At 34.3% G+C, this 26,256-nt stretch carries 22 protein-coding genes; 7 read left to right on the top strand and 15 right to left on the bottom strand.

The features are described 5' to 3' along the window. Positions 1–16 precede the first annotated feature (16 nt). A complete protein-coding gene (locus DOS84_RS14420) occupies positions 17–868 on the top strand; it encodes an OmpA/MotB family protein (RefSeq protein ID WP_111410824.1) in 852 nt (283 codons plus the stop codon). Between the two features lie 405 nt (positions 869–1,273). Here DOS84_RS14420 and DOS84_RS14415 read toward each other — a convergent pair whose 3' ends face one another. The 7 genes from DOS84_RS14415 to DOS84_RS14385 form a co-directional block, all read right to left on the bottom strand. Next, a complete protein-coding gene (locus DOS84_RS14415) occupies positions 1,274–2,314 on the bottom strand; it encodes a carboxypeptidase-like regulatory domain-containing protein (protein WP_111410823.1) in 1,041 nt (346 codons plus the stop codon). Positions 2,315–2,394: 80 nt separating this feature from the next. After that, positions 2,395–3,015 (bottom strand): L-threonylcarbamoyladenylate synthase, encoded by a 621-nt coding sequence (locus tag DOS84_RS14410; RefSeq protein ID WP_111410822.1) that lies wholly within the window; start codon positions 3,013–3,015, stop codon positions 2,395–2,397. A gap of 80 nt (positions 3,016–3,095) precedes the next feature. Beyond that, entirely contained in the window at positions 3,096–5,432 is a 2,337-nt protein-coding gene (locus DOS84_RS14405; protein ID WP_111410821.1) for an ATP-dependent helicase, read from the bottom strand. 575 nt (positions 5,433–6,007) lie between these two features. Next, a complete protein-coding gene (locus tag DOS84_RS14400; RefSeq protein WP_111410820.1) occupies positions 6,008–6,826 on the bottom strand; it encodes a glycoside hydrolase family 16 protein in 819 nt (272 codons plus the stop codon). Positions 6,827–6,889: 63 nt separating this feature from the next. Continuing rightward, on the bottom strand, positions 6,890–7,309 hold the full coding sequence (locus DOS84_RS14395; RefSeq protein ID WP_111410819.1) for a DUF1801 domain-containing protein: 420 nt from the start codon (positions 7,307–7,309) through the stop codon (positions 6,890–6,892). Between the two features lie 212 nt (positions 7,310–7,521). Further along, positions 7,522–7,839: a hypothetical protein gene (locus DOS84_RS14390; protein ID WP_111410818.1), complete on the bottom strand. Its 318-nt coding sequence runs from the start codon at positions 7,837–7,839 to the stop codon at positions 7,522–7,524. Positions 7,840–8,241: 402 nt separating this feature from the next. Beyond that, positions 8,242–8,781 carry a lipid-binding SYLF domain-containing protein gene (locus DOS84_RS14385; RefSeq protein WP_111410817.1) on the bottom strand — a complete coding sequence of 180 codons (540 nt, stop codon included), beginning with the start codon at positions 8,779–8,781 and terminating at the stop codon, positions 8,242–8,244. Positions 8,782–9,031: 250 nt separating this feature from the next. On the opposite strand from DOS84_RS14385, the gene DOS84_RS14380 reads away from it, so the two are divergent. After that, positions 9,032–9,502: a hypothetical protein gene (locus DOS84_RS14380; protein WP_111410816.1), complete on the top strand. Its 471-nt coding sequence runs from the start codon at positions 9,032–9,034 to the stop codon at positions 9,500–9,502. A gap of 123 nt (positions 9,503–9,625) precedes the next feature. On the opposite strand, the gene DOS84_RS14375 is transcribed toward DOS84_RS14380, so the two are convergent. Together DOS84_RS14375 and DOS84_RS14370 are read right to left on the bottom strand one after the other, a co-directional pair. Next, on the bottom strand, positions 9,626–10,180 hold the full coding sequence (locus DOS84_RS14375; RefSeq protein WP_111410815.1) for a hypothetical protein: 555 nt from the start codon (positions 10,178–10,180) through the stop codon (positions 9,626–9,628). 270 nt (positions 10,181–10,450) lie between these two features. Continuing rightward, entirely contained in the window at positions 10,451–11,218 is a 768-nt protein-coding gene (locus DOS84_RS14370) for a sulfite exporter TauE/SafE family protein (protein ID WP_111410814.1), read from the bottom strand. Positions 11,219–11,348: 130 nt separating this feature from the next. On the opposite strand from DOS84_RS14370, the gene DOS84_RS14365 reads away from it, so the two are divergent. Beyond that, a complete protein-coding gene (locus DOS84_RS14365; protein ID WP_111410912.1) occupies positions 11,349–11,870 on the top strand; it encodes a DUF7935 family protein in 522 nt (173 codons plus the stop codon). A gap of 87 nt (positions 11,871–11,957) precedes the next feature. On the opposite strand, the gene DOS84_RS14360 is transcribed toward DOS84_RS14365, so the two are convergent. Both DOS84_RS14360 and DOS84_RS14355 read right to left on the bottom strand, forming a co-directional pair. After that, complete coding sequence (locus DOS84_RS14360) at positions 11,958–12,857, bottom strand: patatin-like phospholipase family protein (protein ID WP_111410813.1); 900 nt, start codon at positions 12,855–12,857, stop codon at positions 11,958–11,960. Positions 12,858–12,937: 80 nt separating this feature from the next. Continuing rightward, positions 12,938–15,001, bottom strand: a complete 2,064-nt coding sequence (locus tag DOS84_RS14355) for a M1 family metallopeptidase (RefSeq protein WP_111410812.1) — start codon at positions 14,999–15,001, stop codon at positions 12,938–12,940. Positions 15,002–15,102: 101 nt separating this feature from the next. Here DOS84_RS14355 and DOS84_RS14350 point away from each other — a divergent pair, with 101 nt between their 5' ends. Then, positions 15,103–15,840, top strand: coding sequence for a Dph6-related ATP pyrophosphatase (locus DOS84_RS14350; RefSeq protein ID WP_111410811.1), 738 nt, complete (start codon positions 15,103–15,105; stop codon positions 15,838–15,840). A gap of 64 nt (positions 15,841–15,904) precedes the next feature. Here DOS84_RS14350 and DOS84_RS14345 read toward each other — a convergent pair whose 3' ends face one another. The 4 genes from DOS84_RS14345 to DOS84_RS14330 all read right to left on the bottom strand — a co-directional run bounded on the left by DOS84_RS14345 (position 15,905) and on the right by DOS84_RS14330 (position 19,167). After that, the gene (locus DOS84_RS14345; protein ID WP_111410911.1) at positions 15,905–17,389 is read right to left on the bottom strand and encodes an aminopeptidase P N-terminal domain-containing protein; all 1,485 of its coding nucleotides are present in this window, start codon (positions 17,387–17,389) and stop codon (positions 15,905–15,907) included. Positions 17,390–17,598: 209 nt separating this feature from the next. Next, on the bottom strand, positions 17,599–18,030 hold the full coding sequence (locus DOS84_RS14340; RefSeq protein ID WP_111410810.1) for a hypothetical protein: 432 nt from the start codon (positions 18,028–18,030) through the stop codon (positions 17,599–17,601). 84 nt (positions 18,031–18,114) lie between these two features. Further along, positions 18,115–18,660, bottom strand: coding sequence for a DUF1697 domain-containing protein (locus DOS84_RS14335; protein ID WP_111410809.1), 546 nt, complete (start codon positions 18,658–18,660; stop codon positions 18,115–18,117). A gap of 60 nt (positions 18,661–18,720) precedes the next feature. Next, positions 18,721–19,167 (bottom strand): NanQ anomerase/TabA/YiaL family protein, encoded by a 447-nt coding sequence (locus DOS84_RS14330; RefSeq protein ID WP_111410808.1) that lies wholly within the window; start codon positions 19,165–19,167, stop codon positions 18,721–18,723. Between the two features lie 188 nt (positions 19,168–19,355). Between DOS84_RS14330 and recG the strand changes: the two genes are divergently transcribed. From recG to DOS84_RS14315, 3 genes are all read left to right on the top strand, one after another. Next, entirely contained in the window at positions 19,356–21,464 is a 2,109-nt protein-coding gene (gene recG, locus DOS84_RS14325; protein WP_111410807.1) for an ATP-dependent DNA helicase RecG, read from the top strand. 553 nt (positions 21,465–22,017) lie between these two features. Further along, positions 22,018–23,076 (top strand): efflux RND transporter periplasmic adaptor subunit, encoded by a 1,059-nt coding sequence (locus DOS84_RS14320; protein WP_111410806.1) that lies wholly within the window; start codon positions 22,018–22,020, stop codon positions 23,074–23,076. Positions 23,077–23,147: 71 nt separating this feature from the next. Continuing rightward, a complete protein-coding gene (locus tag DOS84_RS14315) occupies positions 23,148–26,246 on the top strand; it encodes an efflux RND transporter permease subunit (RefSeq protein WP_111410805.1) in 3,099 nt (1,032 codons plus the stop codon). The last annotated feature ends 10 nt before the right edge of the window (positions 26,247–26,256 follow it).

Raw genomic sequence — 26,256 nt, 5'->3', positions numbered from 1 at the left:
TTAAAATTTGCATTCTATGAAAAAATTAATGATCACTCTATCAGCATTGGCTCTTTTGACATCATGTGTGTCTAAAAAAGAATATGCAGCTTTGGAAGCTAAGAATAAAGAAACACAAGATTTGCTAAATACTTGTACAGTAAAACTAAATTCTTGCCTAGAAGAAAAAGCAGGTCTTAAAGCGACTGTAGATGGATTGAGAGAAACTAATCAACATTTGATAAGCACTTCAAAAGATATGACAATTCTATCTACTAAAGGTGCAGAAAATATTGAAAAAGCTTTGGAATCTATTAAAGAAAAAGATTTGAAAATTACCAGAATGCAAGATGCTTTAACCAAAAAAGACAGCGTCACCCTTGCAGTTGTTACCAGTTTGAAATCAGTTGTTGGAATGAATGATCAAGACATCGAAATCAATGTTGATAAAGGCGTGGTATTTATCTCTATCTCTGATAAAATGTTATTCAAAAGCGGTAGTTATGAAGTAAGCGATAAAGCTAAAGGAGTTTTGTCTAAAGTTGCTAAAGTGGTTAATGACAAACCAGATTTTGAATGTATGGTTGAAGGTCATACCGATACTGATGTACTTAAAGGGAATTCTTGCTTAATCGATAACTGGGATTTAAGTGTAAAACGTTCTACAGCTATTATCCGTATTCTATCTAATGATCTAGGCGTAAAACCAGAACAATTAATCGCAGCAGGTAGAAGTTCATACGTTCCTTTGGTACCTAATGATTCTGCGGAAAACAAATCTAAAAACAGAAGAACTCGTATCTATGTAATGCCAAAAATAGATCAATTCTATGATATGGTTGAAAAAGAAATGAAAAAACCAACTGCAGCAGCACCAGTTCAAAAATAAATCATTTTAAAAATTAAAGATACGCCTCGAATAATTTCGAGGCGTTTTTTTATGTCTTTATTTTTGTGAAATCTGTTTTTAAAATTGAAATTAATCCAATTTTTGAGTTAAAAATTAAGCACAAAAAAAGCAGAACTAAAGTCCTGCTTTTATGTATCCCTAATTTTTTCTTTAACAACCAATTAAATATAAATTAAGAACTACATGCTATAAATGGCTCTAAATGAGTTTTTTTCTTAAATATTTCACTAAATAAGGCTTTTATTCTAAATTATCCAATTAATTTATAAAAAAATTAATATTTTTTTAAAGAATATCAAGACTTCCCTTACTTCACATATATACAACTGACTCCTCTTCATATAAATAAATTATTTTTAACAAATCTGGTTTCTTTCTAAATTATTATTGGAGAAGTTTTTCTGGCACAGACATATAGTTAAATGGTAGCATATCTCCCATTTTCTCTTCTGAAATTTTTCCGGAAAAAATAATATTTTCTATATTAGAATTATTTCCATATCTATCAATAGTAAAAGAACTAGTTTCAAAAATAACATTTGATTCCTCCTTTTGATGAAACAGAATGTCGTAAGAAGCAATAAATTTGGTACTTTTATTTTTTTCAGACTGTTTTATCACTTCTACTTTAATAAAATCTTCTTCTTTGTATATTTTAAAACAATTATTTGAGCTCATTGGCTGTTCATTATTGGATAATAAAAACTGCTTTTTACTCCAAATATTATTTGCCATATTACTAAAAAAATGAATTTGAGAACCTTGATATGCTTTTTCTCTATGTATTAAAATTTCACTTGTATTATTTATTTCTTCAAAACGACTTAACCCTTTATAAAAACTTAAAACAGCATCATCAGCATAGACACTTAATTTACTAAATGTAACTTCAAAACTCTCTAATTCATAGTATATTTTATATCCTAAAGAAGGACTAATAATGATTAAGGGCTTGTCAGAAAAAGCTTTTAAAACAAAATTTTTCTTATCGTATTTAAAGTATATATCTTCTTCATTTTCGATTAGTGCAACCTTACCATTAGGAGTTTGCCCCAAAAACTGTTCTCTAAATATTTTTAGTTTTTGTTTTCTTGAAAATTGATCCTTTCTACTTACTACTACTTCTTTTAGAGTGTTTTCTGAAGGACTTAATTTTATATTTAGATCCTTATTTACATCAAAACCTGTGAAATATTGTGTTTGAAATCCCATAAAACTTATTACTAAAATAGTATTTGCTTTAGGAACATAATTTAAAGAAAAAAATCCATTTTCATCGGAAACCGTAGAAATTGTAGTACCCTTATAATAGATATTTACGCCTGATAATGGTATTTTATCTTTATCAAAAACCTTTCCTTTAATGTTTTGAGAAAAGGAACTTAAAGTCATAACCAAATAAAAAAGTACATATAAATTTTTCATATTGCAAAATTAAAGTTATTTAAACTGCTAGCTAATTAACAATATTTTTATCAATAATCAAATTTTTTGTGAAATTTTAATTACAAAATATCCAAACTTCCCTTACCTTCTCTAATCACAATAGGCTCATCTCCAGATAAATCGATAATTGTTGATCCAATATTGTCACCATAACCTCCATCGATGACTAGGTCCACCAAATTTTGCCATTTTTCAAAAATAAGCTCTGGGTCAGTTGTATATTCGATTACTTCATCTTCATCTCGAATGGATGTTGAAACGATTGGATTTCCAAGTTGACGCACTATTTCCAATGCGATTGAATTATCGGGAACACGGATACCAACGGTTGTTTTCTTCTTGAATTCCTTAGGCAAACTATTATTGCCCGGAAGAATAAAAGTATAAGGACCCGGTAATGCTCTTTTAAGTATTTTAAAAGTCGAAGTATCTATTTGCTTTACATAATCGGATAAATTGCTCAAATCGTGGCAAATAAACGAGAAATTGGCTTTTTCTAACTTTACTCCTTTTATTTTAGCAATTTTTTCAAGAGCTCGTGAATTAGTGATATCACAACCCAATCCATAAACGGTATCTGTAGGGTAAATTACTAAACCACCTTCTTTTAAAACCTTAACGACTTTTGCAATTGCTGATTCGTTGGGTTTGTCTTCGTATATTTTTATAATTTGAGCCATGTTTTTTTTTTAAAGTTTAAATGTTAAAAGGTTTAAAGCTATACTGTGCGAAACTTGAAACCTTAAACTTGAAACATTTCTTAACCTATTATATCCAATTTTGCAAAACGCAATAACAATTTTTTTAAGCCACCTACTTCAAACTTGATTTCTGCTTTTTTATCGGCGCCAACACCTTCAAGGTTGATGACTTGCCCTTTTCCAAAGCGTTCATGCATAACCACATTTCCTGGAACTAGTGTATTGTCAAATAAATTTGCGCTTCCAGCTGAAGGATTACTTCCTGATACCGGTTTCAGTTTCCGAATATTAATATCTGATTTAGGCTCGTTATCAGCAACGTGTTTTGGTGGCGTACTTCCTATCGGTTTGGCCAGACGTAATTTGGATTTATCCACATCTCCAAAAATATCACCGTCAATCATAGGTTTGAAACGGTAATTGCTTTCGGCTGGTGTAAGATATTCCAAATATTGGCCATCAATTTCTTCAATAAAACGCGAAGGTTCACTGTCGGTCAATTTTCCCCAACGATAACGCGATTGAGCATACGTTAAATACGCTTGATGTTCCGCACGGGTTAAAGCTACATAAAATAATCGACGTTCTTCTTCGAGTTCGCTTCGTGTACTCATACTCATGGCACTTGGAAACAAATCTTCCTCCATTCCTACCACAAATACATGCGGAAACTCCAGTCCTTTGGCCAAATGGATTGTCATTAAAGCCACACGGTCTTCATCGCTGGTATCTTTGTCCAAGTCAGTTGCGAGTGCTACATCTTCCATAAATTCAGATAATGCGCCACGAGCTCCATCAACCTCTTTTTGTCCTTCGATAAAATCCTTAACTCCATTCAGCAATTGTTCAATATTTTCAATTCGAGCCATTCCTTCAGGAGTAGCGTCTTTTTTTAATTCTTGAATCAGGCCAGTTTTTTTGGCTACATGTTCTACAACATAAAATGCATCGTGATTCTCATTAATCACCTGAAAACTCTGAATCATCGTAACAAAATCCAACAGTTTCTGCTTTGTTCCCGAATTCAGTTTCAAGTCAATTCGCTCAATATTTTGCATTACTTCAAAAATAGAGCGTTTGTAATGATTAGCCGCAATTGTAAGCTTCTCGATAGTTGTATTTCCAATTCCTCGAGCAGGATAATTGATCACGCGCACCAAAGCTTCTTCATCTTTAGGATTGATAACCAATCTTAAATAACACAGCGCATCTTTAACCTCTTTTCGTTGATAAAAAGATAAACCTCCATAAATACGATACGGAATATCTCTTTTTCGCAACGCATCTTCCATGGCCTTGGATTGCGCGTTTGTACGATACAAAATTGCAAAAGCACCATTGTGCAACTGATGGTTCATTTTTTGTTCCCAAATGGTAGCAGCAACAAATCGCCCTTCTTCATTATCGGTAATACTGCGGTGTACTTTTATTTTAGGACCAAATTCATTGGCCGTCCAGACCACTTTGTCCAGTTTTACTTTGTTTTTATCAATAATGGTATTGGCTGCTTCAACGATATTTTTGGTCGAACGATAATTCTGTTCCAGCCTAAAGGTTTTTACTCCTTCATAATCTTTCTGGAAGTTCAAAATGTTATTGATGTTCGCACCACGGAAAGCATAAATACTTTGTGCATCATCCCCTACTACGCAAATATTCTGAAATTTATCCGACAAAGCGCGAACAATCAAATACTGCGAATGGTTGGTGTCTTGGTACTCATCTACCAAGAGGTAGCGAAAACGGTTCTGGTATTTTGCCAAAACTTCTGGAAAACGAGTTAGTAATTCATTAGTTTTCAATAATAAATCATCAAAATCCATCGCTCCTGACTTGAAGCATCGATCTACATAATTCTGATAAATCTCCCCCATTCTAGGCTTTTTACTCATCGCATCGGCTTCTTGCAAATCGGGATCATTAAAATAAGCTTTTACGGTAATAAGGCTGTTTTTAAAATTAGAAATTCGACTCAGAACTTGTTTCGGTTTGTACACATCACGATCCAACTGCATTTCCTTGATAATTCCTGATATAGCGCGCAAAGAATCCTGCGAATCATAAATCGTAAAATTAGAAGGATAACCCAAATGCTCCGCTTCCGAACGCAAAATTCGGGCAAAAACAGAGTGAAAAGTTCCCATCCACAGATTTTTGGCTTCACTGGCACCAACAATATCCGAGATACGTTTCTTCATTTCCCTCGCTGCCTTATTGGTAAAAGTAAGGGATAAAATATTAAATGGATCAACACCTTGGTGCATCAAATAAGCAATCCTGATCGTTAGTACACGAGTTTTTCCAGAGCCTGCACCCGCAATAATTATCATAGGACCATCCTTTTGCAATACAGGTTCGCGTTGTGCCTCGTTAAGTTGTTCTATATATTTTTGCATCGAAAAAATTCAGTTTAATGCAAAAATAAGAATTTAAGAATGAATAAACGAGTCTTAACAGAATTCAGATTATAGAATTTAGAAAGCAGTTTTTGGGCTATAGTTTTCAAATATTAAAATCTAAATTTAGTATTCTGCAATCTAAACTCTGCAATCTAAAATAATTTGGGCGTGACCACAATAGAAAAAGGGGCTGTCTAATATTGGTCTCTATTCGCCCCTTTCTCTATTGCGGTCGGGCTATCCGGGCTACTTTGGTAGCTTCCTTCTATCCCTCACGCGAGATTCTGCAAAACAAGATGACCCGTTTTTAAAAGTAAATAATATATTTAAAACCCTAATTGTCAATATTAGGTACTATTAATTTGTGATGCATATCTCGTTTTATGTAAAATTCCAAAAGCATATTATATTCTTGATATAAATTCTTCAATTCCGTGTATACTTGTCGATTTTTAACATCCAGTTTATAATCTGAAAATTTAAATTTTCAATCGAATTGTGCTTATTGTAATATTTAAAGTAAGGTAAAAATCGTTGAATTTAATTACAAAATAAAAGAGTTTTCGGTAAAATTATTTGTGTTTGTAACCCCTAACATAATCGATAACAAAGTTTTTCGGATAGATTTTATCTTTTTCACTCCCCGTTTCTGTGGGAATTTCATAAATGCCTAGCATAAATTGCATTGGATAATTAGGTGACTGTTTAATCTCCCTGATTTTTTGGTTATCAATATAAAAAATCACTTTTTCAGGAGTCCATTCAGCCGAATAAATATGAAATTGAGTGACATCAATATCAAAATCATCTTCATAAAAGGCTTCTTTTAAATTTGGATCATTGAATTTATGAATGCCATAGCCAATTTTTGCTTTGCTTTCCTGCACATTACAACCTTTAACTTCAAAAATGCAAATCTCTGCTGATTTATCTGGGCTGTCTTCAAATCCTATCATCCACAGCGCCACAACATTCGAATGGGTATCTAATGATTTGGCTCTAATTTCAAAAAAACCATATTGAGGCAAATAGGTTTTGGATGTGTTTTGCTTTTCTCTTACCACACAATTGGGATTAAATTTGTGCTGTCCAATGCCGCTTCCAACTTCTCCAGAAAAAACACCTGTTTGAATCGAAGAACACTTCACTTCTCCATTAAATTCAGGGCACCAAGGCTTTTGTTTTTTGGTAATTTGTAAAATCAAATTGCCGTTATTGATTTCATATTGTGGCCGGGACATTTTCTTCGAACTCCATTGCGGTAAATAGAAGGGTAACCAATTTTCGGTATCGATTGTATCTTTTTCAAATTCCTCATTGAATTCCAAAATAAAATTTTCTTTTATTTTAGGATTTGCTGGAAAGTCATTTTTTGAAAACTGTAGTTTCATGTTTTATTAGAAGATTTAGTTTTTATTTGAAAGATAAAAATAGAAGTTATCTAGCTATTAATATCAATTTGGATACAATTCCTTAATATGGGCAATCGATTTTTGTGCCAATTGTCCCAATACTGCGATATCAATATCTTCTAGTTTTTGTATGTACAAGCAAGTTTTACTGGTTTTATGTTTTCCTAATTTGGATAGCAATGCTTCTTTCTCGGCAAAAGTAGAAGCGAGATATACCGTTATGGCATTTTTCCGTGAAGCAAGACCTACAAGTGACGCATTCCCCTCATGTCCGCTATCGTATTTATAATTATACATTCCGAAACCAACAATAGCAGTTCCCCACATTTTGGGTTCAAAGCTTGACAGTTTGCCTAGCAGATCAATTATTTTTGAACAGTCTTCGCGCCTTTTTGCATTGCTTATGGAGGCTAAAAAAGCGGCGACACTATTTTCTGTTTCAGTTGTTTTATTTTTTGCCATGCAGTAATCTTAGAATTTGTACAGTTATTTAGGGTTAGATATTTTAAAGATAAAAAAAAGCTGCGACTTTTTTAAATCGCAGCTTTTAGTTTTTATATGCAGTAGCTTTTTTTTATGCACTATGCGACTAATTACATGTTGGTAGTAGTAAAAGTGCGAAGTAAATAGTTGATATTGAATGATTACTATATGCTCATTGGGAGTGTCTATTTTTAGATGCTTTTTTTAAGGAATAAAAAGAAAACAGTCACTATCAAAATTAGAAAAGTAAATTTCAAGAATAATAACATTCTTTCCGAAATTAGTTCTAATTCTGATTCATCGTCATGGTATTGACTATTTGTGAGTTTTAACCTATCATTATTGCTATATACTTTGACTTTCCCTTTAATTAATTTGGATGATGTTTTTTTCTTTTGTTTTTGCTCTACTATTGAATATTGATTTTGAGTATATCCGAATTTATTGTCTTTCTGATCTGTAAATTCTCTTGCTTGATTCGTATCAATTTCAGGAATTATATTTTTCATGATTACCTTATGTTATAAATAATTGTATGGCAGTATTCAAACTTGTATTACTGACTTTTAATTTTAAAATGTATATTAGTTTGAGTGCAAGTTTAATGCCAAATATTTATGATATTGGATTTTGGCTAAATATTTAGATTAAAATTAACAACTATTTGTTTTGTAACTATTTAATTTTTAACACATTAAATATGTGTGGATTTTTTAAAAGATTTAGAAATTGCTTACTATTTAGTATGTAAATTTCAAAAAGCGGATTTTCGATAACTATAATTTTTTTAAAACCTTAGGAGAGAAACAAAAAAAGCCATGACATTTTTAGATCATAGCTTTTAGTTTTTTATGTTTTGTAGCTTTTTTATAAAACCATTATATTTAGATCATTGGTTTCACTAGCAAAAATTATATTTTATTAAATTTAAATTTCTGTCCCCCAACAGCAGCCTCGTACATAAGCCCTCCTTTTTGCATGGTGAACACCATAACACCGTTAGCATATTTTGCATTTCCCGAAGCGCCAGCTTTTGCGGCTACAGCTGATACTTGAGCTGCAAACTCAAATTTACTTTGTTTAAAACGTTCCATTGCCGATTGTGACTCAAAAAATATTACCTCACGATATGCTTGCCCCCCAGCCTGAAAACCAATGCTCAATTGCGATAATTTTGCCATTCCTATCAAATGATTATTTTCATATACAGCCCCGTTACCAGCTGCTCCTCCAACTCCGACGCCACCTTTTCCGACATTTGGAAAGATGACATAACCATAAGCATTGTCAAAAATTGATTTCATAAGATGATCAGTTTTAATGAACTCAGCTTTTGACGTATTACAGTCAGCTATAATTTTATCCTTTTTGGCGTCTGATTGACCAAATATTGATGTTGTGCTTATTGCACAAACCATCAGCATTATCCAAATAACATTTAATTTTTTCATAGTATAAGTATATTAAATTGTTTGTAAAATTTCTTGTATCAAAGTTAATACAAATTTCTTGTATGAGTACAAAATCAATCTGATTATCAATGGTATAAGTGTTTTTTTTTATACAGTTAGGAGATAAAAATGTCCCTTGGGCCAACTCGCGGTTTAATATAATTGTCCGCTAAATATTATTAATACACACTATTTATTTGTAAATTAGCAAATACTATCGTTACAATTATTAACTAAATAATTTACTATTATGAAAAATTTAGGCCTATTCTGTTTGTTATTGACTTGCATTGGACTCCAAAGCTGTAAAAAGAAAGAAATTGAAACTGCCAAAGCTGGTGCCGAAAAGCCGATAAGTGTTGCGTGCTACAAAGCGTTGTATGAAAATGACACTATTGAATTAAAAATCAACACTTTTAAAGATGATAAAATTACTGGAGATATGGTAATGAAAATTATGGATAGACCAGTAAAAACTGGAAAAATTGTCGGTGGGTTTCATGGAGACACCTTATTTGTAGACTACACATTTTTTCAGGGAACTTATGATAAAAAAATATACAAAAACCCAATGGCAATGCTAAAAAAGGGTAGCGAACTCATTCTGGGCAGTGGGAAAATAGAAACCTATTTGGGACGCTCTTATTTTGCCAAAGACACACCAATAGATTTTGAAAAAGTGAAATATAAATTTACAACTGTTGAATGTGTTGATAAATGATTACCATTGGAGGTTAATCTAAACACGAATTTTACTAGTTTTCTCTAATCGATGCAGTTATCGCGGTATTGTAATGATTCCACAAAGGAATTCATGGAAATACGTAAAATTCGTGTTTGTTATTTAAATTTTGTCAAAAGAACTAAAATACATATACCAATTCCATTCCCAGTTTTTACCCTTATCTTCCGAAAATGCCTGGCTCCAAATAGGATTCTCTTTGTCTCTAACGTCCCAACGAAATACAACGACTATTTCCTTTCCATTAAAAGTGTCTTTAGTAAAAAAATGAGCAATGTTGTTTTCAAACGAACCCATAACCCCAGGTTGTAATACTCCTTCATTAGAGTCAGCCCAATAAATAGTCCAAAGTTTTGTTTTTGGATTAAAAAGCCTCAACGACATCCCTTCAAAAGGTTCACCATCAAATGTTGCAAGATAATTGTCAATATTTCCAATGCCATTCAATATGCTATACATTTCCTGAGTAGATTCAAACTCAATCCATTCTTTGCAATTGTCCAAACGTGATTTTAGTTTTCGGTTCTTCAGTTTCCATTTACCCTGATAAAAATCAAAATCATGTTTGGATGAAGTTGGAGAAGCTGTAATTTCCAGATTTCTACTTTTGTTAAACTTTACTTTCGGGACTTGTATTCTGTCTTTGCTTGGTATCATTCTAGTGCTTTATTTGCGAGTAACTTTTGAGAAATGTCATTTTTTAATGATTGCTAAAATATAAAAAAAACTAATTAAATTTATGAATAATTATTCATAAATTAACAGAATACCTAATATTTTTCTAAATTCGTAATACCGCGTAAAGGATAGAAGCTAGCCACCGAATTAGAACGGATAGCCTGACCGCCACTAGGAAAAAGGGCGCATAAATGGTATTATTGGCAGCCCTTTTTTCTAGTGGTGGTTACGCCCACATAACAAAGGGTATTATTTGAAAAAGACATCGTAGGCAAAACGAAGTAGTGTACCAACCACAACTACCAAAAAGAAGATTCGGATGAATTTGTTTCCCCGATTGATGGCGAGTTTGGCACCTATCAAACCTCCTATTGCATTGCTGGCCGCCATGGGTAGGGCGATGGCCCAAATGATTTTGCCTTTAAGCATAAATAAACAAATGGAACCAAAATTAGTAGCGAGATTGACCATTTTAGCATTGGCAGAGGCATGTAAGAAGTCAAATCCCATTATGGCGATGAAGGCAACAACCAGAAAGCTTCCCGTGCCTGGGCCTATGAATCCATCGTAAAATCCCACTATAAAACTGATTCCCACGGCATTCAGAATTTGAGTTCTGGCAGAAATGTCTCTGACTTGATGCTGCCCGAAATTTTTCTTGGCATACGTGTAAATCGCTAATAGTGAAAGCACTATAAGTAATAAAGGTTTCATGAAATCATTGCTCACATAAGTTAATAATGTAGATCCCAAAAAGGCGGCAGGAAAAGCTAGCAGCATCATAATAATTAGGATTCTCCAATTAATAGTGACTCTTTTCATATATTGATAAGCGGCAAATGATGTACCGCTAAATGCAGGAATTTTCAAAGACCCTATCACGGTCGAAACGGGAAGATTAGGTAAAAGTATAAGTCCCACCGGTGTTTGGATAAGGCCACCCCCACCTACAATGGCATCTATAAATCCTGCAAAAAAGGCGGCTAAACAAAGTAATACGATGATGTAGGTTTCCATTTGGGCTTATGCTATTTTGGTTTTGAATCTTGAATGGCAAAAATACCAATCCACTTCATATTATTGCGAAAAAATAGTCATTGATTTAGTTTCAAAAACATTATTTTTGCTTTTTTTAAAACGAAAACAAATGGATTTATCAAAATTGCTTGAACTGCTGAGTTATACTTTGCCTGCTATTATCACAGGGATGGTTGCCTATTATTTTTTTAATTTGCATACCAAAAATGAGGAAGGAAGACGTCGTTATTTATTGATGAAAGAGGGACAAAAAAATTCTATGCCCCTGCGTTTGCAGGCTTATGAGCGTATGACTTTGTTTTTGGAACGCATTAGTCTTTCTAATTTATTGACTAGAATTTCTCCGATTTCGACGGAAAAAAATGATTATGCCAATTTTGTTATTGCTCAAATCGAACAAGAATTTGAACACAATTTAGCGCAACAAATATACATGACGGATGAGTGTTGGACAATTATCACCACTGCCAAGAATGCTACGATTCAGATGATTCGCAAAGCAGCTATGAGTCCTGTAGTGAATAACGCCGATCAATTAAGGGAAGCTTTATTGAATGATTTATTGGAAAAACAAACGCCAAGCAATGCTGCTCTGGGATATATCAAAAAGGAAGTGAGCCAGATGTGGTAGTTTTTTAGTTACTAAGATTCTGAGAGGGTAAGTTTCTAATTTTTTTTCTCAAATTCTTAGCAACTTGGAATCTTAGGATCTTTTTTATCACCTTATTTCACTCATTATTTCGCTTTTATTTTGAGCATATTTGAAGCCAAGTCGCCACCATTTTTTCATTTTCTTTCGATTAAAAATGAGTGCATTATTGGTTAACTTGGTTGGGGTGTAATATAAATTGAGTTTTACATTATGGTTTATAGCAGAGAGTTTTCCAATCGACACATCGTGTTTTCCCAACTGATCTAAGGAAAATAAAAACAAATCAATCATTAATGAAAACGGGTTCTTTCCCAAAGTGGTTTTGGTCAATGTGATTTCGGTTTCCAAGATAATAACGTCAATTTCGGTGGCACCGCGATGAATGGCTTCACGAATGGGTACCAAACTGGAAAATCCCCCATCTCCGTATTCACAGCCCTCTTTTTTGACCAAACTCATGAATGGAATGTAATTGCTCGATATCCAAATCCATTCGCAAAATTCATTGTACGTGCAGCTTTTAATCGATTTGTATTCGGCTTCGTTTTTGGAAATATTTGTAACGGTTACAATAACATCTGTTGGTAATGATTTCAGGTAGTCAAATTCAGAAACGGTCAGATTGGTTTTGATGAATTTTTGAAGATTTCTGCTTTCACCAAAAGTTCGTTTTCCTCTCAAAAATTGCCGAACAACGTTGAAATGGTTAATCGTTACGTAACTTATTCTGTTTTTCTTTTTAACAATAAACGGATTGATATCAAATATCTGATCCATGCCGACGCTCGTAAAAATCGAATGGAGTTTCTCAATATCCCCTAAAGCCAAGTGCGGAATAAGTAAACTTCCGGTAGACGTTCCTAAAAATAAATCGTAAGTACGACCTTTATTTTGCAATAAATACTGAGCTACGCCACCTGCAAATGCGCCTTTACTGCCTCCTCCTGAAATTACTAATGCTCGCATATTTAAAAAGTTTCTAAGATGCTGAGAGACTAAGACTCTAAGTTTTTTGAAAAAATATTAGAGTCTTAGAAACTTAGAATCTATTCTTTAAGTAATCTATCCAATTGAAATTGTTCCTTTTCGTTTAAATTTGGTAATATGGCTTGGAAAGAAGCCCTGATTTCGGGATTTTTTAATAAAACCCTAATGTTTTCTCTTCCAAATTTAGAAAATTGCCACATATGATGCGTCGTGGCGTTGACTAAATTCTTTAAAACAGTCTCGTTAATTACATTAAAGTTAATCAGATATTCCAAGGCATTTTGTCTAGTTGTGGCTTCATAATTGGTAGAAGAGTAACTAACCAATTCCTGAAGATACGTTTCTTTGTTGCCTGAATATTCGGATGTTGAAATTGCCAACGACAACCATAGTATATGCAGATTGAAATCATTGAATCCTACCCAATCTGTGGTCTTTAATAAATATTCCGATCTTTTATTTTCAAAGCTATTCCATAAATAATACAGTGCAAATTCTTGGGTTTGGTAGGATTTGTCATCCAGCAATGTTTCGTAATCTGCTCTGAAGTCTTCGGGTATTTTCTGGAGCGTGCCGGCAACCGCTTGACGAACTTGGGTGTTTTGGGTTTGCAACGCCAATCGCAGTAGCTGTTTTTTATCTTCGAATTTCTCTTTCATCAGTTGGCCAACAATCGATGCTTTTACGGTAAAATACACATCCGATTGCAGTGTTTTTTCGAAAAAAACATATTTCTCTGCCAATGGTTTGTTTCTGAGTTTGGCAACTTCAAGCTGTACTTGCATTGCTTTATTTTTGGCTAATAATTCGTTGGCTATTTCGCTATTAAATGCTGATGATTCTAACCACACTTTACTGAAATTTTTCAAATCATAATTAGATACTTTTTTGATTTCTTCGAAGAAATTTTGCGTCGTTACATTTTGATAGGCATATTTCTTTAGGTAATTCTTCACGGCTTTTTTGAAAGCTTTCTCTCCAATTCCTTCCCTTAAAACGTGTAACGCCCAAGCTCCTTTTTGGTAGAAAGACAATGAACTGGATTTGGCATTCAACACCGGAATGGTATCCGTTTTAGAAGCCTGTTTGAGTTGCATGGACGATTCGTATAATTTGGAATAAAAGTAATCTTCCCCATAAATTTCTTTTTCAGCCAGTAAAGCGTAATAAGTCGCAAAACCTTCCTGAAGCCAATGATCTTTTCCGCTTTGGGCTGTGATTAAATCACCAAACCATTGGTGAGCGAGTTCGTGGGCATTGACATTGGTATAACTTCGGTCTTCAAAACCAATGTTGTCAACCACATATCGGGTTGTAAATAATGTAGTACTGGTATTTTCCATTCCGGCATACAAAAACTCAGAAACAGGAATTTGGCGGTAGATTTTCCAAGGGTACTTCACTCCTATTTCTTTTTCCAAATAATCAAATATTTCCTTGGAATACCGATAGGTTGGCTCTTGCTTTACAACATCTTTTGGATTTATGTACATTTCCAAAGGAATTCCCGATTTAGCTTTTTGTGTGTTTTTATAAAATTTTCCAATAGCAAGTACCAGTAAATAAGAACTCATTGGTTTTTTCATTTGGTAACTCCAATGGGTTATGTTTTTATCTTCTATTTTGTTTTTTAAAACACCATTGGATAACACTTCATATTTGGAATCAAAAACAATATCCATATTGAAAATCACTTTTTCATTGACATCATCAAAACTCGGGAACCAATGACTGGTATATTTTCCTTGTCCTTGTGTCCAAATTTCTAAATTGTCTGTATTTTCAGAACCTACAAAATACAAGGTTTGTTTGGGTTTGGCTTCGTATGAAAACTGAACTGAATTTTTACCTTTTTGGAATGGATAAATCAAAAGCAATTCTTTTCCATTGGTGGTAAATGGAATCTTTTTGCCTTTCAGTTCCACATCGGTAAAGGTCATATTCTGCGCATCGATTTTAATAGTATCAATGGGTTTTAATATTTCAAACGTATAGGTTACATCGCCATTAATGCTTTTATTGTTTGGATTAATGGTGATATGACCATTAACGGTTTTGAAATCAACCGATTTGGTTTGTTGTGCGAAAGCAAATGTGGATAGAAACAGAAAAAAATACTTCATTAAAATTGAATTTGTCGCTAAGTTATCCAAAGTTACAAAGGTTTAACCAACAAATCGTACTAAATTTGTATCTCAAACCCGAATAAATTAATACAAAACCATTGAAAAAGAAAGCCCTATTTAATTGGAGCAGCGGCAAAGATTCTGCGTTGGCACTGTACAAAATTCTGCAAAATGATGAATACGAAATTAGCTGTTTGTTAACCAGTGTTAATCAGCAATTTCAGCGTATTTCAATGCACGGTGTTCGGGTAGAATTATTAGAACAACAAGCCCAAAGCATTGGATTACCACTCGAAATTATGCAAATTCCCGAAATGCCAACAATGGAAGTGTACGAAGCAGTTATGCAAACTACACTCTTCGAATTAAAGGAACAAGGAGTTACTCACTCTATTTTTGGAGATATTTTTCTGGAAGACTTGAGAAAATATAGAGAAGATAAATTGGCCGAAATAGGTTTTGAAGGAGTTTTTCCACTTTGGAAAATTCCCACACTCGATTTGATTCAGGAATTCATAGCATTAGGTTTCAAGACGATTGTGGTTTGTGTTAACGAACGATTTTTGGACAAAAGTTTTGTGGGACGCGTCATTGATCAGAATTTTATCAATGATTTACCAGAAAATGTGGATGTATGTGGCGAAAACGGAGAATTCCATACCTTTACTTTTGATGGACCAATTTTCAGTAAACCAATTGAGTTCGAAATTGGTGAAGTGGTCTATCGTAAATATGAAAAACCAAAAGAGGAAGATTCGTCGGATACTGCATGTGATACTTCAGCTTCGGATGCTTTTGATTATGGATTTTGGTATTGTGATTTGCTGGTAAAATAAGTATATAAAAAAGCTCCGTAATTTAAGTAATACGGAGCTTTTAGATTTATTTTAAATAAATGTCTTAGTCTAGTTTTGGCAAATTGTAGTTATCGAAAAGACTTTTTTCAGCCATAAGTGCTTCAATTTCATTTGATTTTCTAGGTGCTTCGCCAGATAAATTTACAGGAGTATTATCTGTTACCAAAATATCATCTTCGATTCGTACCGCAATTCCCCACCATTTTTTACCACAATCGCTTCCGCTTGGAATATAAATTCCTGGTTCAACAGTTAATACCATATCTTTCTCGAATGTGTTGTACATTCCAGGATCGTGTACATCCAGCCCTATATGATGCGAAGTTCCGTGAGGGAAGTATTTTCTGGAATCTTCAGCCTTATTAATGATTCCTAATTTCATTAAACCATTGGTGATAATATCACGGGCTGCTTTATCTGGAGCTTCAAAGCTATTTCCAATTTTTACTGTTGCAATGCCCGCTTCTTGGGCTTCATAAACTAAATCGTAAATTATTTTTTGCTCAGCAGAAAATTTACCGTTGGCAGGAATTGTACGAGTAACATCGGCAGTATAGCCATGATATTCAGCTCCTAAGTCCATTAAAACCAAATCATTTTCAACCTTCATTTTACTGTTCTCGATATAGTGTAAAACACAACCATTGTTTCCGGCTCCAACGATGGAAGGATAGCCTTCATACTCACTGCCATATTTTTTGTAAACAAATTCGTGAATCCCTTGAATCTCTGTTTCAGACATTCCAGGATGCATTGCTTTCATGGTTTCGCGTTGCCCCATCGCCGAAATCCGAACGGCCTTGGTCAATAAAACCATCTCTTCTTTGGACTTAACCTCACGTAAACTTGCCATATAAGTATTGATCGCTTTAGTGTCCATATTCGCTTTTTTAGCTGCAATAGTTTTGGTTGTATTGATTTCATTAGAAATATTAGAATCGGTTTTAGTTTCTGTTTTTGTATTGTAGCCAATTTGAGCTTTAAATGAACCGACTAATTTGTACAAATCTGCGTCTTCTTTCTTGGAGTCGCGATAATCGTCTTTGAAATCTGTAAAAAACACATTGCTGAAACTATAAAAATCAATACCAGAGTTTAAAAATTCCTTTCCGTTAAGAGCATTCTCAAAACCCAAACTTTTTTTGGCTCCATCAACACCCAAACGTACGCCTGTCCACTGTTCTGCTCTTGGGTTTTTTTCTTGAACGTAAAGCAGTTCGTTATATGTTTTACCATCTTTATTTGTTTGATTATCCGAAAAAATCACTAAAACGCAATTAGGTTCTTTATACCCTGTCAAATAATAAAAATTAGGATCCTGATGATATATAAAATCGACATCATTTGCTCTATTTCGAACAGCATTTCCAAAAAATACCGCTACACTATTCTTTGGCATTTTTTTACGTAAAGCCTCTCTTCGCTCCTTGTGAAACTGCGCCGATAAATAATCAGTAGGATTGCCATTCTGAGCTATTGTCGTACAAATCATAGCTAGAACGAGAATAATAGAAAGTTTGAATTTCATTTTGTTTTGGTTTAAGGATTCGATTTTGATTAATTGGAAGTAAATATAAATATTTTTTGCAGTCGGCGTATATTTTTTCTTCTGGTGATTTCTGCAAAAGAAAAAGAGAACAATAAAGCAGTACACTTTAGAGTTCTCTTTTCCAAAAATTGCAATAATTGAAATTAACCAAACATCAAATTATTAACAATACGGGTAAACAATCCAAATCAATTTACCTTTTCGTAATCTAGTCCAGGACCATCACAGTTTCTCCAGGTACTGGACAAAGTAGCAGACGCTGAAAAATAAAGTTCTTCTTTTAGATTCCCATAACAGCTTCCTATGAGTTCGCTTTCTTTGGGATATGTTAATTCTAAATATAACACATCAGAATTATTTTGTGTAGTATATGTTCCCGAAACTGTTGTTTTGACATTGTTTCGGGTTCTGGATTTTGTAAATGTTCCGTCATTGTTGAACGAATAGGATTCTTGCCAATCCATTGCAGTTCCTATGGTTACTGAATTAATCATAGAACCCGACATTTTTACTAATGTCCATTTTCCATGATAATCAGATATAGTTGTAATTTCTTCTTTGTCTTTTGAACAAGAAGAAAAAACAGAAAGGAAAATAACAATAATAGCAAGGCTTTTCATCCGTAAGTTATAGAGTTACTTATTAAGATGCCTCAAATTGCAAAAGGTTGCGTCAAATTATAATTATTTTTTTAAAAGATGAATTTATCTTTCTTCATACATTTTCAATAACTGTGTTACTGTATTCCAATTACGGATTGTTGCCGTTACATTCAGTTTTTTCTCGATGTATTTTTGGTCAAACCTTGTTTTCCCTGCTCCTACAGCATATTTAATAAAAATTCTGCTTTCGTCAATGCTGGCTTCGTCCGGTTTGAATTGACTGATTTTTAAATCATTGATATTGTCACTTCTCAAGGTTGTCGAAACAAAAGCCACATATAGTTTTTTAGAGTCAACGTCTTTTTCTTTCAGAAATGGATTGTTTTTTAGGCTTTTTTCTAAATCGGATTTTCCAATGACAACGATAGGAACTTCATGCCCAAAAGCCTTGAAAATTTCCTGTTTGATTTTGAAACCAACTGAAGCCGCATTTTCCTCCTCGGTATCTACAAAAACATTTCCCGATTGGATATACGTTTGCACGTTTTGAAAACCAATGGCTTCTAAAGTTGTTTTCAAAGCATCCATTTTTATCATATTGTGACCGGAAACATTGATACCACGAAGAAGTGCGAGATGAGTTGTCATTTTTTTTAGTTTTTTATTTCTGCAAAAGTACTGTGTTTATTGGCTATGGATGAGAGTTTATTATATTTTTACTTTTACGACCACTTTTTTTACTTTCGAAATTTGACCTGCTTTTACGCATGGTCTATGAAGATCCTCCGGAAAAAACAGAGTAAACATTCCTTCCTCCACTCTAATCATTGAAGTTTCGCCATTATAGAATGTATAATCTTTTTCTAAGTTTTCTTCAACAACAACCTGATTAGTTAAAGGGGCGAACCCCATAAGTTCGACACCTTGAATAACGTATTGGATATCAATATATTTGTGATGCCCTTCTAAAACACAATCTTTCTCTTCCTTAGTGTCATATTCTTGAACGATTGCAAAAATATCGTCATTGTCAATTTGGTGTTTTCCTGATTCTATTGTGGTCAAGTCAGTCTCAGTAATAAATTCAAATCCCTTAGCCAATCTTTTGGTAAGTTTGCTGTATAGTCTGTAATTTTCAATTTTATCGATAACCATTTTATGTTTTTTTATTTGATTCAAAGGTATTGTGAATTATAAGAATTTCCTAAACATTCCCATTTCCAAATTTCCAAACAAAAAACTATCTTCGCTTTTTAAAAAAGAGAAAAGAAATAGAATAAAGAGAATAGACTCGAAAAATCTAAGTTCTAGAATCTGCAATCTGAAATCTGCAATCTAAAAAAATGTCCAATAACCTCCTAGAAACTCCCATAGAATTCCTCAAAGGCGTTGGCCCCAATCGGGGGGCGTTATTGCGTAAGGAATTGGGGATTTTTAAATACGGAGATTTGGTCAATTTTTTTCCAAATCGTTACATTGATCGAACTCGTTATTATAAGATAAATGAGCTGCAAAACAATATTGCCGAAGTACAGATTATTGGCAAAATCATTAATATTAAAACTGTTGAATTTGGTCGCAATCAAAAACGACTGGTAGCCACATTTGTAGATGATACGGGACAAATGGATCTCAACTGGTTTCAAGGACACAAATGGATTAAAGAGAGTTTAAAGCTTAACGAAGTCATCGTAATTTTTGGAAAATGTACTCAATACGGAAGCCAATACAGTATGGCGCATCCAGAAATAGAATTGTTGAGCGAACACGAAAAAAGTTTGCGTTCCGCAATGCAGCCCGTTTATCCTTCCACCGAAACATTGGCCAATCGCGGTATAACCAATCGCGTCGTGAACAAAATGATGCAGCAATTGTTTCTCGAAACACAGGCATTATTTAGTGAAACTTTGCCTTCTTATTTGACTAGCGAACTTAAACTTATCCCAAAAAATGCAGCTTTATTCAACATACATTTTCCTAAAAGTGCCGAAATTTTGGCGAAAGCCCAATTCCGATTAAAGTTTGAAGAATTGTTCTTCATTCAATTGCAATTGATAACTAAGAATTTGATTCGGAAACATAAAATCAAAGGACATCCGTTCACGACAGTGGGAGAATTTTTTAATGAATTTTATAAAAATCATTTGCCATTTGAACTGACAAATGCTCAAAAAAGGGTAATCAAGGAAATAAGAACCGATATGGGAAGCAACGCCCAAATGAACCGATTACTGCAAGGAGATGTGGGTTCCGGGAAAACCATAGTGGCCTTTATGAGTATGCTTTTGGCTTTGGATAATGGTTTTCAGGCCTGTTTGATGGCGCCAACAGAGATTTTGGCCAACCAGCATTTTATCGGGTTGTCGGAATTAGCAGCTTCATTAAACATCAATATTAAAATACTAACTGGTTCGACCAAAATAGCCGCCCGCAGAATCATACACGAAGAACTGGAAAACGGCACTTTGCAAATACTCATCGGTACTCACGCCTTGTTGGAAGACAAAGTAAAATTCCAAAATTTAGGCCTCGCGGTTATTGACGAGCAACACCGTTTTGGAGTCGAACAGCGTTCTAAATTGTGGAAAAAAAATACGGTTCCACCTCATATTTTGGTGATGACGGCCACTCCTATTCCAAGAACGCTCGCGATGAGTTTGTACGGTGATTTGGATATTTCGGTTATTGACGAGTTGCCTCCGGGTAGAAAACCCATTCAGACTGTACATCGTTTTGACTCGAATCGACTAAAAGTTTGGAAATTCATTCGGGACGAAATTGCGTTGGGTCGCCAAATTTATATTGTTTATCCGCTAATTCAGGAGTCTGAGAAAATGGATTACAAAGATTTAATGGACGGTTATGAAAGTATTTCTCGTGATTTTCCACTGCCGCAATATTCGGTTTCGATCCTTCACGGAAAAATGAAACCTGCAGACAAAGATGAAGAAATGAAACGCTTTGCTGAAGGTAAAACAAATATTATGGTAGCCACAACCGTAATTGAAGTAGGTGTAAATGTTCCCAATGCAAGCGTAATGATTATCGAAAGTGCAGAGCGTTTTGGACTGTCACAGCTCCATCAGTTACGAGGTCGCGTGGGACGTGGAGCTGATCAAAGCTATTGCATTTTGATGACTTCTTTCAAATTGTCAAGTGACAGTAAAACCCGCATGGAAACAATGGTAAGTACGAATGACGGTTTCGAAATAGCCGAAGTCGATTTGAAACTTCGTGGTCCCGGCGATTTGATGGGAACGCAACAAAGTGGTGTACTGAACCTTCAAATTGCTGATATTGTCCGGGACAGAGATATTTTAATGTTGGCACGAAATTATGCCATCAAAATCTTGAAGGATGATGCGCCTATGCAAAAACCGGAAAACGCTATCCTAAAAGCAGTTTTTATCGAATTGACAAAAAAGAAAAATATTTGGAATTACATTAGTTAAGTTACTAAGCTTCTGAGATGCTAAGATTCTAAGTTTTTTTGGATGACTGAAAAAAAAACAAAAATCTTTCCCTTTAGCCTTGATTACTTCACTTTACATTTATTTTTATAGGAGTTCAGTGAACTTCGTTTGTAGTGAAAATTATTATGTACCGGGGTTCGGCATATAATATTGTAACGGAAAGCGGGTTCTATACTTACTAAAAACACCACATCTTTCTGCTCCAAAATTATAATTTAACACCTATCTCAAACTTGTATTCGGCTAATTATTTATTAAGGATAAAAGTGGATTATTTGAATCTCAAAAACGTAAATTAACAAAGACATAGAATCTTAGCATCTCAGTAGCTCAGAAACTCTCCATTCCAATTAAACCTTTCTATTTTTTTACTGTCCAACTCTTTAAGTCAAATAGCGGTTTTGGCTTAATTTTAATATTTGTATGTACAAACGTTAAATAAAAATTAACAATTCAATTTTTCACAATTCTAAAACCTAAATTTGTCTTTTCCTTTTCAAAGGATATGTTAAACTTCTTTTACATTTATAAAATGAAAATAAAAAATCTTGTTTATGCCTTATTGTTAATAGGGTTTGTTGGATTTATAGCCTACAGAATTTCTTCCAATAATGCCAAAAATAGCGGTCCAAAGGACAAAGATGATAAAGATAAACCAATGACTGTGACAGGCATTGTAGTTCATCCTAAAACTTTCGATAATAACTTATCACTTTCGGGTTCTATCGAAGCCAACGAACAAATTGAAATTCGTTCTGAAGTTTCAGGAATCGTTGAGGGGATTTATTTTCAAGAAGGAAGTAATGTGACAAAAGGGCAACTTTTGTTCAAAGTTAATGATATTGAATTAAGAGCTCAATTGGCTCAGGCCAATACCAAAGAAGGTTTGGCTGCCGAAAATGAAAGAAGGGCTAAATTATTGCTACAAAAAGAAGCAATCAGTCAGGAAGAGTATGATATTGCAAGAGCCGATCATAAATCTACTCAAGCACAAAGTCAGTTAATCAAAGCTCAAATTGCAAAAACATCAGTTCGCGCTCCTTTTTCTGGGAAAATTGGACTTCGTTCTATCTCACCTGGAATCTATATTACACCAACAGTTTTGGTTGCGAAATTAGTAAACAGCAGTAAATTGAAAATCACTTTTTCGATTCCAGAGAAATATGCTTCTCAAGTTAAGACAAACACACCTTTGAGTTTTACGGTTGAAGGTTCCGATGAAAAATTTACGGCGACAGTCTATGCTATTGAGCCAGAAGTAGCCGTTACCACACGAACTCTTCAGGTAAGAGCGATTACAGAAAACAGTCAGGGAAAATTATTGCCGGGTACTTTTGCAAATGTTGCATTGCCTTTGAGCATTATAAAAAATGCGATTGTCGTTCCTACAGAAGCGATTATTCCAGTTCAAAACGGTAAAAAAGTATTCATAGCCAAAAACGGTTTAGCCAAAGAACTTATGGTAGAGACAGCTACCAGAACTGATGCTTCTATCTTGGTGCTTTCCGGTTTGAAAGCTGGAGATACTTTATTAACGAGTGGTGTTATGTCCTTAAAAGATGAAGCTCCTGTTAAAGTAATCATTAAATAAAATTCCTAATTTGTTAGATTTTAGTATTTACTCTAAAATCTAAAATCTGCATTCTAAAATCTAAAATCTCTATGAGTTTATCCACTTTAAGCATAAAAAGACCTGTAATGACCATCGTTATGAACTTAACGATTATTTTGTTTGGTATTATAGGTTACACTTATCTGGGAGTTAGAGAATTTCCATCGATAGATCCTGCCCAAGTTTCGATTCGAACGAATTATACTGGAGCAAATTCGGATATTATTGAATCCCAAATTACCGAACCTTTAGAAAAAGCAATCAATTCCATCGATGGTATTCGAAATGTAACTTCATCAAGTGCTCAGGGAAGCAGCACAATTACTGTCGAATTTAATTTGGACAAAAATCTAGAGGAAGCAGCAAATGATGTTCGTGATAAAGTATCACAGGCAATTCGAAATTTACCGCAAGATATTGATGCTCCTCCAGTTGTTTCAAAGGCTGATGCGAATGGAGATGCTATTATTTCGATGACCGTTCAAAGTGATACTCGAAGTGCACTCGAACTTAGTGATTATGCCGAAAATGTAATAGGGCAACGACTCGAAACTATTCCAGGGGTTAGTGGAGTTCAAATCTGGGGGCAAAAAAGATATGCGATGCGATTGTGGATTAATCCAGAAAAATTAGCTTCTTACGGTTGTACTGTTGCTGAAGTTCGCGATGCCTTGAATAGCCAAAATGTAGAATTACCTTCTGGAAAAATTACGGGTGACAATACCGAATTGACGGTAAAAACAGTAGGAAATCTTTCAAAACCAGAACAGTTCAATAACATTATCATACGATCTGTGGGTGAAAAAATAGTTCGTTTTAGCGATGTAGGTACCGCCGAATTAGGGCCGGAAAATGTTGAAACTAAAATGACACAATCAGGCACTCCCCTAGTTGGTGTGGCTATTGTTCCGCTTCCAGGAGCTAATTATTTGGATATTGCAAGTGCATTCTACAAAGAATTTGAGCGCTTAAAAAAGGATTTGCCAAGTGATATCAAATTAAATATTGCTATTGACAATACGGTTTTTGTGAAAAAATCAGTTATTGAAGTAGCCGAAACGTTAGGAATATCAATCGTATTGGTGATTTTAATTATCTTTTTGTTTTTTAGGGATTGGGCAATTGCTTTTAGACCTTTAATCGATATTCCTGTTTCCTTAATTGCAACATTCTTCATTATGTGGCTTTTTGGATTTTCGATAAATGTATTGACTTTACTCGCCATTGTACTTGCTACGGGACTAGTTGTAGATGATGGTATTGTAGTCACCGAGAATATTTTCAAAAAAGTAGAAGAAGGAATGTCGCCTATAGAAGCCGCAATAAAAGGGTCCAATGAGATTTTCTTTGCTGTAATTTCGATATCAATCACTTTGGCGGCAGTATTTTTACCTGTTATTTTCTTGGAAGGTTTTGTCGGACGATTGTTTCGAGAGTTTGGTGTCGTCATTGGAGCTGCAGTATTGATTTCAGCTTTTGTGTCTTTAACATTAACCCCAATGCTAAATGCTTATTTGATGAAAGGTGGTGAGCAAAAGAAATCAAAGTTCTATATTCGAACTGAGCCATATTTTCAAAAATTAAACAGCACTTATGCCAATGCGCTGGAACGGTTTATGAAAAGAAAATGGTTAAGTTTCCCAATTCTTATAGTGTGTTTTGGATTGATATATTTATTTTTTAATATTCTAAAAAAAGAGACGGCTCCTTATGATGACCGAAGTGGTTTCGTAATGCGTATGACAACTCCCGAAGGTTCTTCTTATGATTATACGGATCGTTTTATGCAGGAAGTTTCCAAATTGGTAGATGATTCTATTCCAGAAAAGAAAGTGAGTCTTGTGATTACTTCCCCAGGTTTTAACTCTTCTTCTGTTAATAGTGGTTTTATACGAGTTTCATTGGTTGAACCCGATCAAAGAAAGATGTCCCAAAAGGAAATTGCAGATAAATTAACGAAATTGACTAGCCAGTATTCGGAGGCCAAAACATCAGTAATTGAACAGCCTACTATCGCGGTAAACAGACGTGGTGGATTACCTGTTCAGTACATTATTCAAGCTCCCAATTTTGAAAAACTTAGAGAAAAGATTCCTTTGTTTATGGATGAAGCTGCAAAAAGTGATGTCTTCTCTGTAACAGATGTGAATTTGAAATTCAACAAACCCGAAATCAACGTTTCAATAGACAGGGCAAAAGCCGAAAGTTTAGGAATTTCAGTTAAAGATGTTGCTCAAACATTACAGCTTTCTTTGAGTGGTCAGCGTTTTGGTTATTTTATAAGAAACGGAAAACAATACCAAGTAATCGGTCAGTTTGAACGACAAGATCGTTCCAAACCATTGGACTTAACATCAATGTATGTCAAAAACAACAAAGGAGAATTGATCCAAATGGATAATGTGGTCAAGATTGAAGAACAAAGCAATCCTCCTCAATTGTACCATAATAATAGATATATGTCTGCTACGGTTTCTGCGGGTCTAGCTCCAGGCAAAAGTCTAAGTGATGGAATTGATGCAATGAACGAGATTAAAGCCAAAGTTCTTGATGATTCGTTTACCACTGATTTAGGTGGAGAATCTAGAGATTTCGTCGAAAGTAGTTCGAATACTTCTTTCGCTTTTGGATTGGCTTTATTGTTGATTTTCCTAATATTAGCGGCTCAATTTGAAAGTTTTGTGGATCCTTTTATCATTATTTTGACAGTGCCTATGGCTGTTGCAGGAGCCTTATTTTCACTTTGGCTGTTTAATCAAACCTGGAATATCTTTAGCCAGATTGGAACTATCATGTTGATTGGATTGGTAACCAAGAACGGAATTTTGATAGTTGAATTTGCCAATCAATTGCGAGAGCAAGGGAAACCAAAATTAGAAGCAATTTTGGAAGCTTCAGAGTCAAGGTTGCGCCCTATCTTGATGACCAGTTTGGCTATTTCTTTGGGAGCTTTGCCTATCGCATTATCACTTGGTGCAGCAGCTACGAGTAGAATTGGAATGGGTGTTGTTATCGTTGGAGGTACTATCTTTTCTTTGATTCTTACTTTATTTGTAATTCCTGCATTGTATTTAATGTGGTCTAAAGCAAGAAAGCACTATCCGGAATTCGATCATATCGATGAATATGAAAACGAAATAAAAAAATAATAAAAGACTC

The organism is Flavobacterium aquariorum (assembly GCF_003254745.1).
GTDB lineage: Bacteria > Bacteroidota > Bacteroidia > Flavobacteriales > Flavobacteriaceae > Flavobacterium > Flavobacterium aquariorum.
This window is presented reverse-complemented; position numbering and strand designations above follow the sequence as displayed.

Excerpts from the sequence above, each read along its gene's own strand:
- DOS84_RS14420 (WP_111410824.1), top strand. The coding sequence starts at position 17 with ATGAAAAAATTAATGATCACTCTATCAGCATTGGCTCTTTTGACATCA.
- DOS84_RS14415 (WP_111410823.1), bottom strand. The coding sequence starts at position 2,314 with ATGAAAAATTTATATGTACTTTTTTATTTGGTTATGACTTTAAGTTCC.
- DOS84_RS14410 (WP_111410822.1), bottom strand. The coding sequence starts at position 3,015 with ATGGCTCAAATTATAAAAATATACGAAGACAAACCCAACGAATCAGCA.
- DOS84_RS14405 (WP_111410821.1), bottom strand. The coding sequence starts at position 5,432 with ATGCAAAAATATATAGAACAACTTAACGAGGCACAACGCGAACCTGTA.
- DOS84_RS14400 (WP_111410820.1), bottom strand. The coding sequence starts at position 6,826 with ATGAAACTACAGTTTTCAAAAAATGACTTTCCAGCAAATCCTAAAATA.
- DOS84_RS14395 (WP_111410819.1), bottom strand. The coding sequence starts at position 7,309 with ATGGCAAAAAATAAAACAACTGAAACAGAAAATAGTGTCGCCGCTTTT.
- DOS84_RS14390 (WP_111410818.1), bottom strand. The coding sequence starts at position 7,839 with ATGAAAAATATAATTCCTGAAATTGATACGAATCAAGCAAGAGAATTT.
- DOS84_RS14385 (WP_111410817.1), bottom strand. The coding sequence starts at position 8,781 with ATGAAAAAATTAAATGTTATTTGGATAATGCTGATGGTTTGTGCAATA.
- DOS84_RS14380 (WP_111410816.1), top strand. The coding sequence starts at position 9,032 with ATGAAAAATTTAGGCCTATTCTGTTTGTTATTGACTTGCATTGGACTC.
- DOS84_RS14375 (WP_111410815.1), bottom strand. The coding sequence starts at position 10,180 with ATGATACCAAGCAAAGACAGAATACAAGTCCCGAAAGTAAAGTTTAAC.
- DOS84_RS14370 (WP_111410814.1), bottom strand. The coding sequence starts at position 11,218 with ATGGAAACCTACATCATCGTATTACTTTGTTTAGCCGCCTTTTTTGCA.
- DOS84_RS14365 (WP_111410912.1), top strand. The coding sequence starts at position 11,349 with ATGGATTTATCAAAATTGCTTGAACTGCTGAGTTATACTTTGCCTGCT.
- DOS84_RS14360 (WP_111410813.1), bottom strand. The coding sequence starts at position 12,857 with ATGCGAGCATTAGTAATTTCAGGAGGAGGCAGTAAAGGCGCATTTGCA.
- DOS84_RS14355 (WP_111410812.1), bottom strand. The coding sequence starts at position 15,001 with ATGAAGTATTTTTTTCTGTTTCTATCCACATTTGCTTTCGCACAACAA.
- DOS84_RS14345 (WP_111410911.1), bottom strand. The coding sequence starts at position 17,389 with ATGAAATTCAAACTTTCTATTATTCTCGTTCTAGCTATGATTTGTACG.
- DOS84_RS14340 (WP_111410810.1), bottom strand. The coding sequence starts at position 18,030 with ATGAAAAGCCTTGCTATTATTGTTATTTTCCTTTCTGTTTTTTCTTCT.
- DOS84_RS14335 (WP_111410809.1), bottom strand. The coding sequence starts at position 18,660 with ATGACAACTCATCTCGCACTTCTTCGTGGTATCAATGTTTCCGGTCAC.
- DOS84_RS14330 (WP_111410808.1), bottom strand. The coding sequence starts at position 19,167 with ATGGTTATCGATAAAATTGAAAATTACAGACTATACAGCAAACTTACC.
- recG (WP_111410807.1), top strand. The coding sequence starts at position 19,356 with ATGTCCAATAACCTCCTAGAAACTCCCATAGAATTCCTCAAAGGCGTT.
- DOS84_RS14320 (WP_111410806.1), top strand. The coding sequence starts at position 22,018 with ATGAAAATAAAAAATCTTGTTTATGCCTTATTGTTAATAGGGTTTGTT.
- DOS84_RS14315 (WP_111410805.1), top strand. The coding sequence starts at position 23,148 with ATGAGTTTATCCACTTTAAGCATAAAAAGACCTGTAATGACCATCGTT.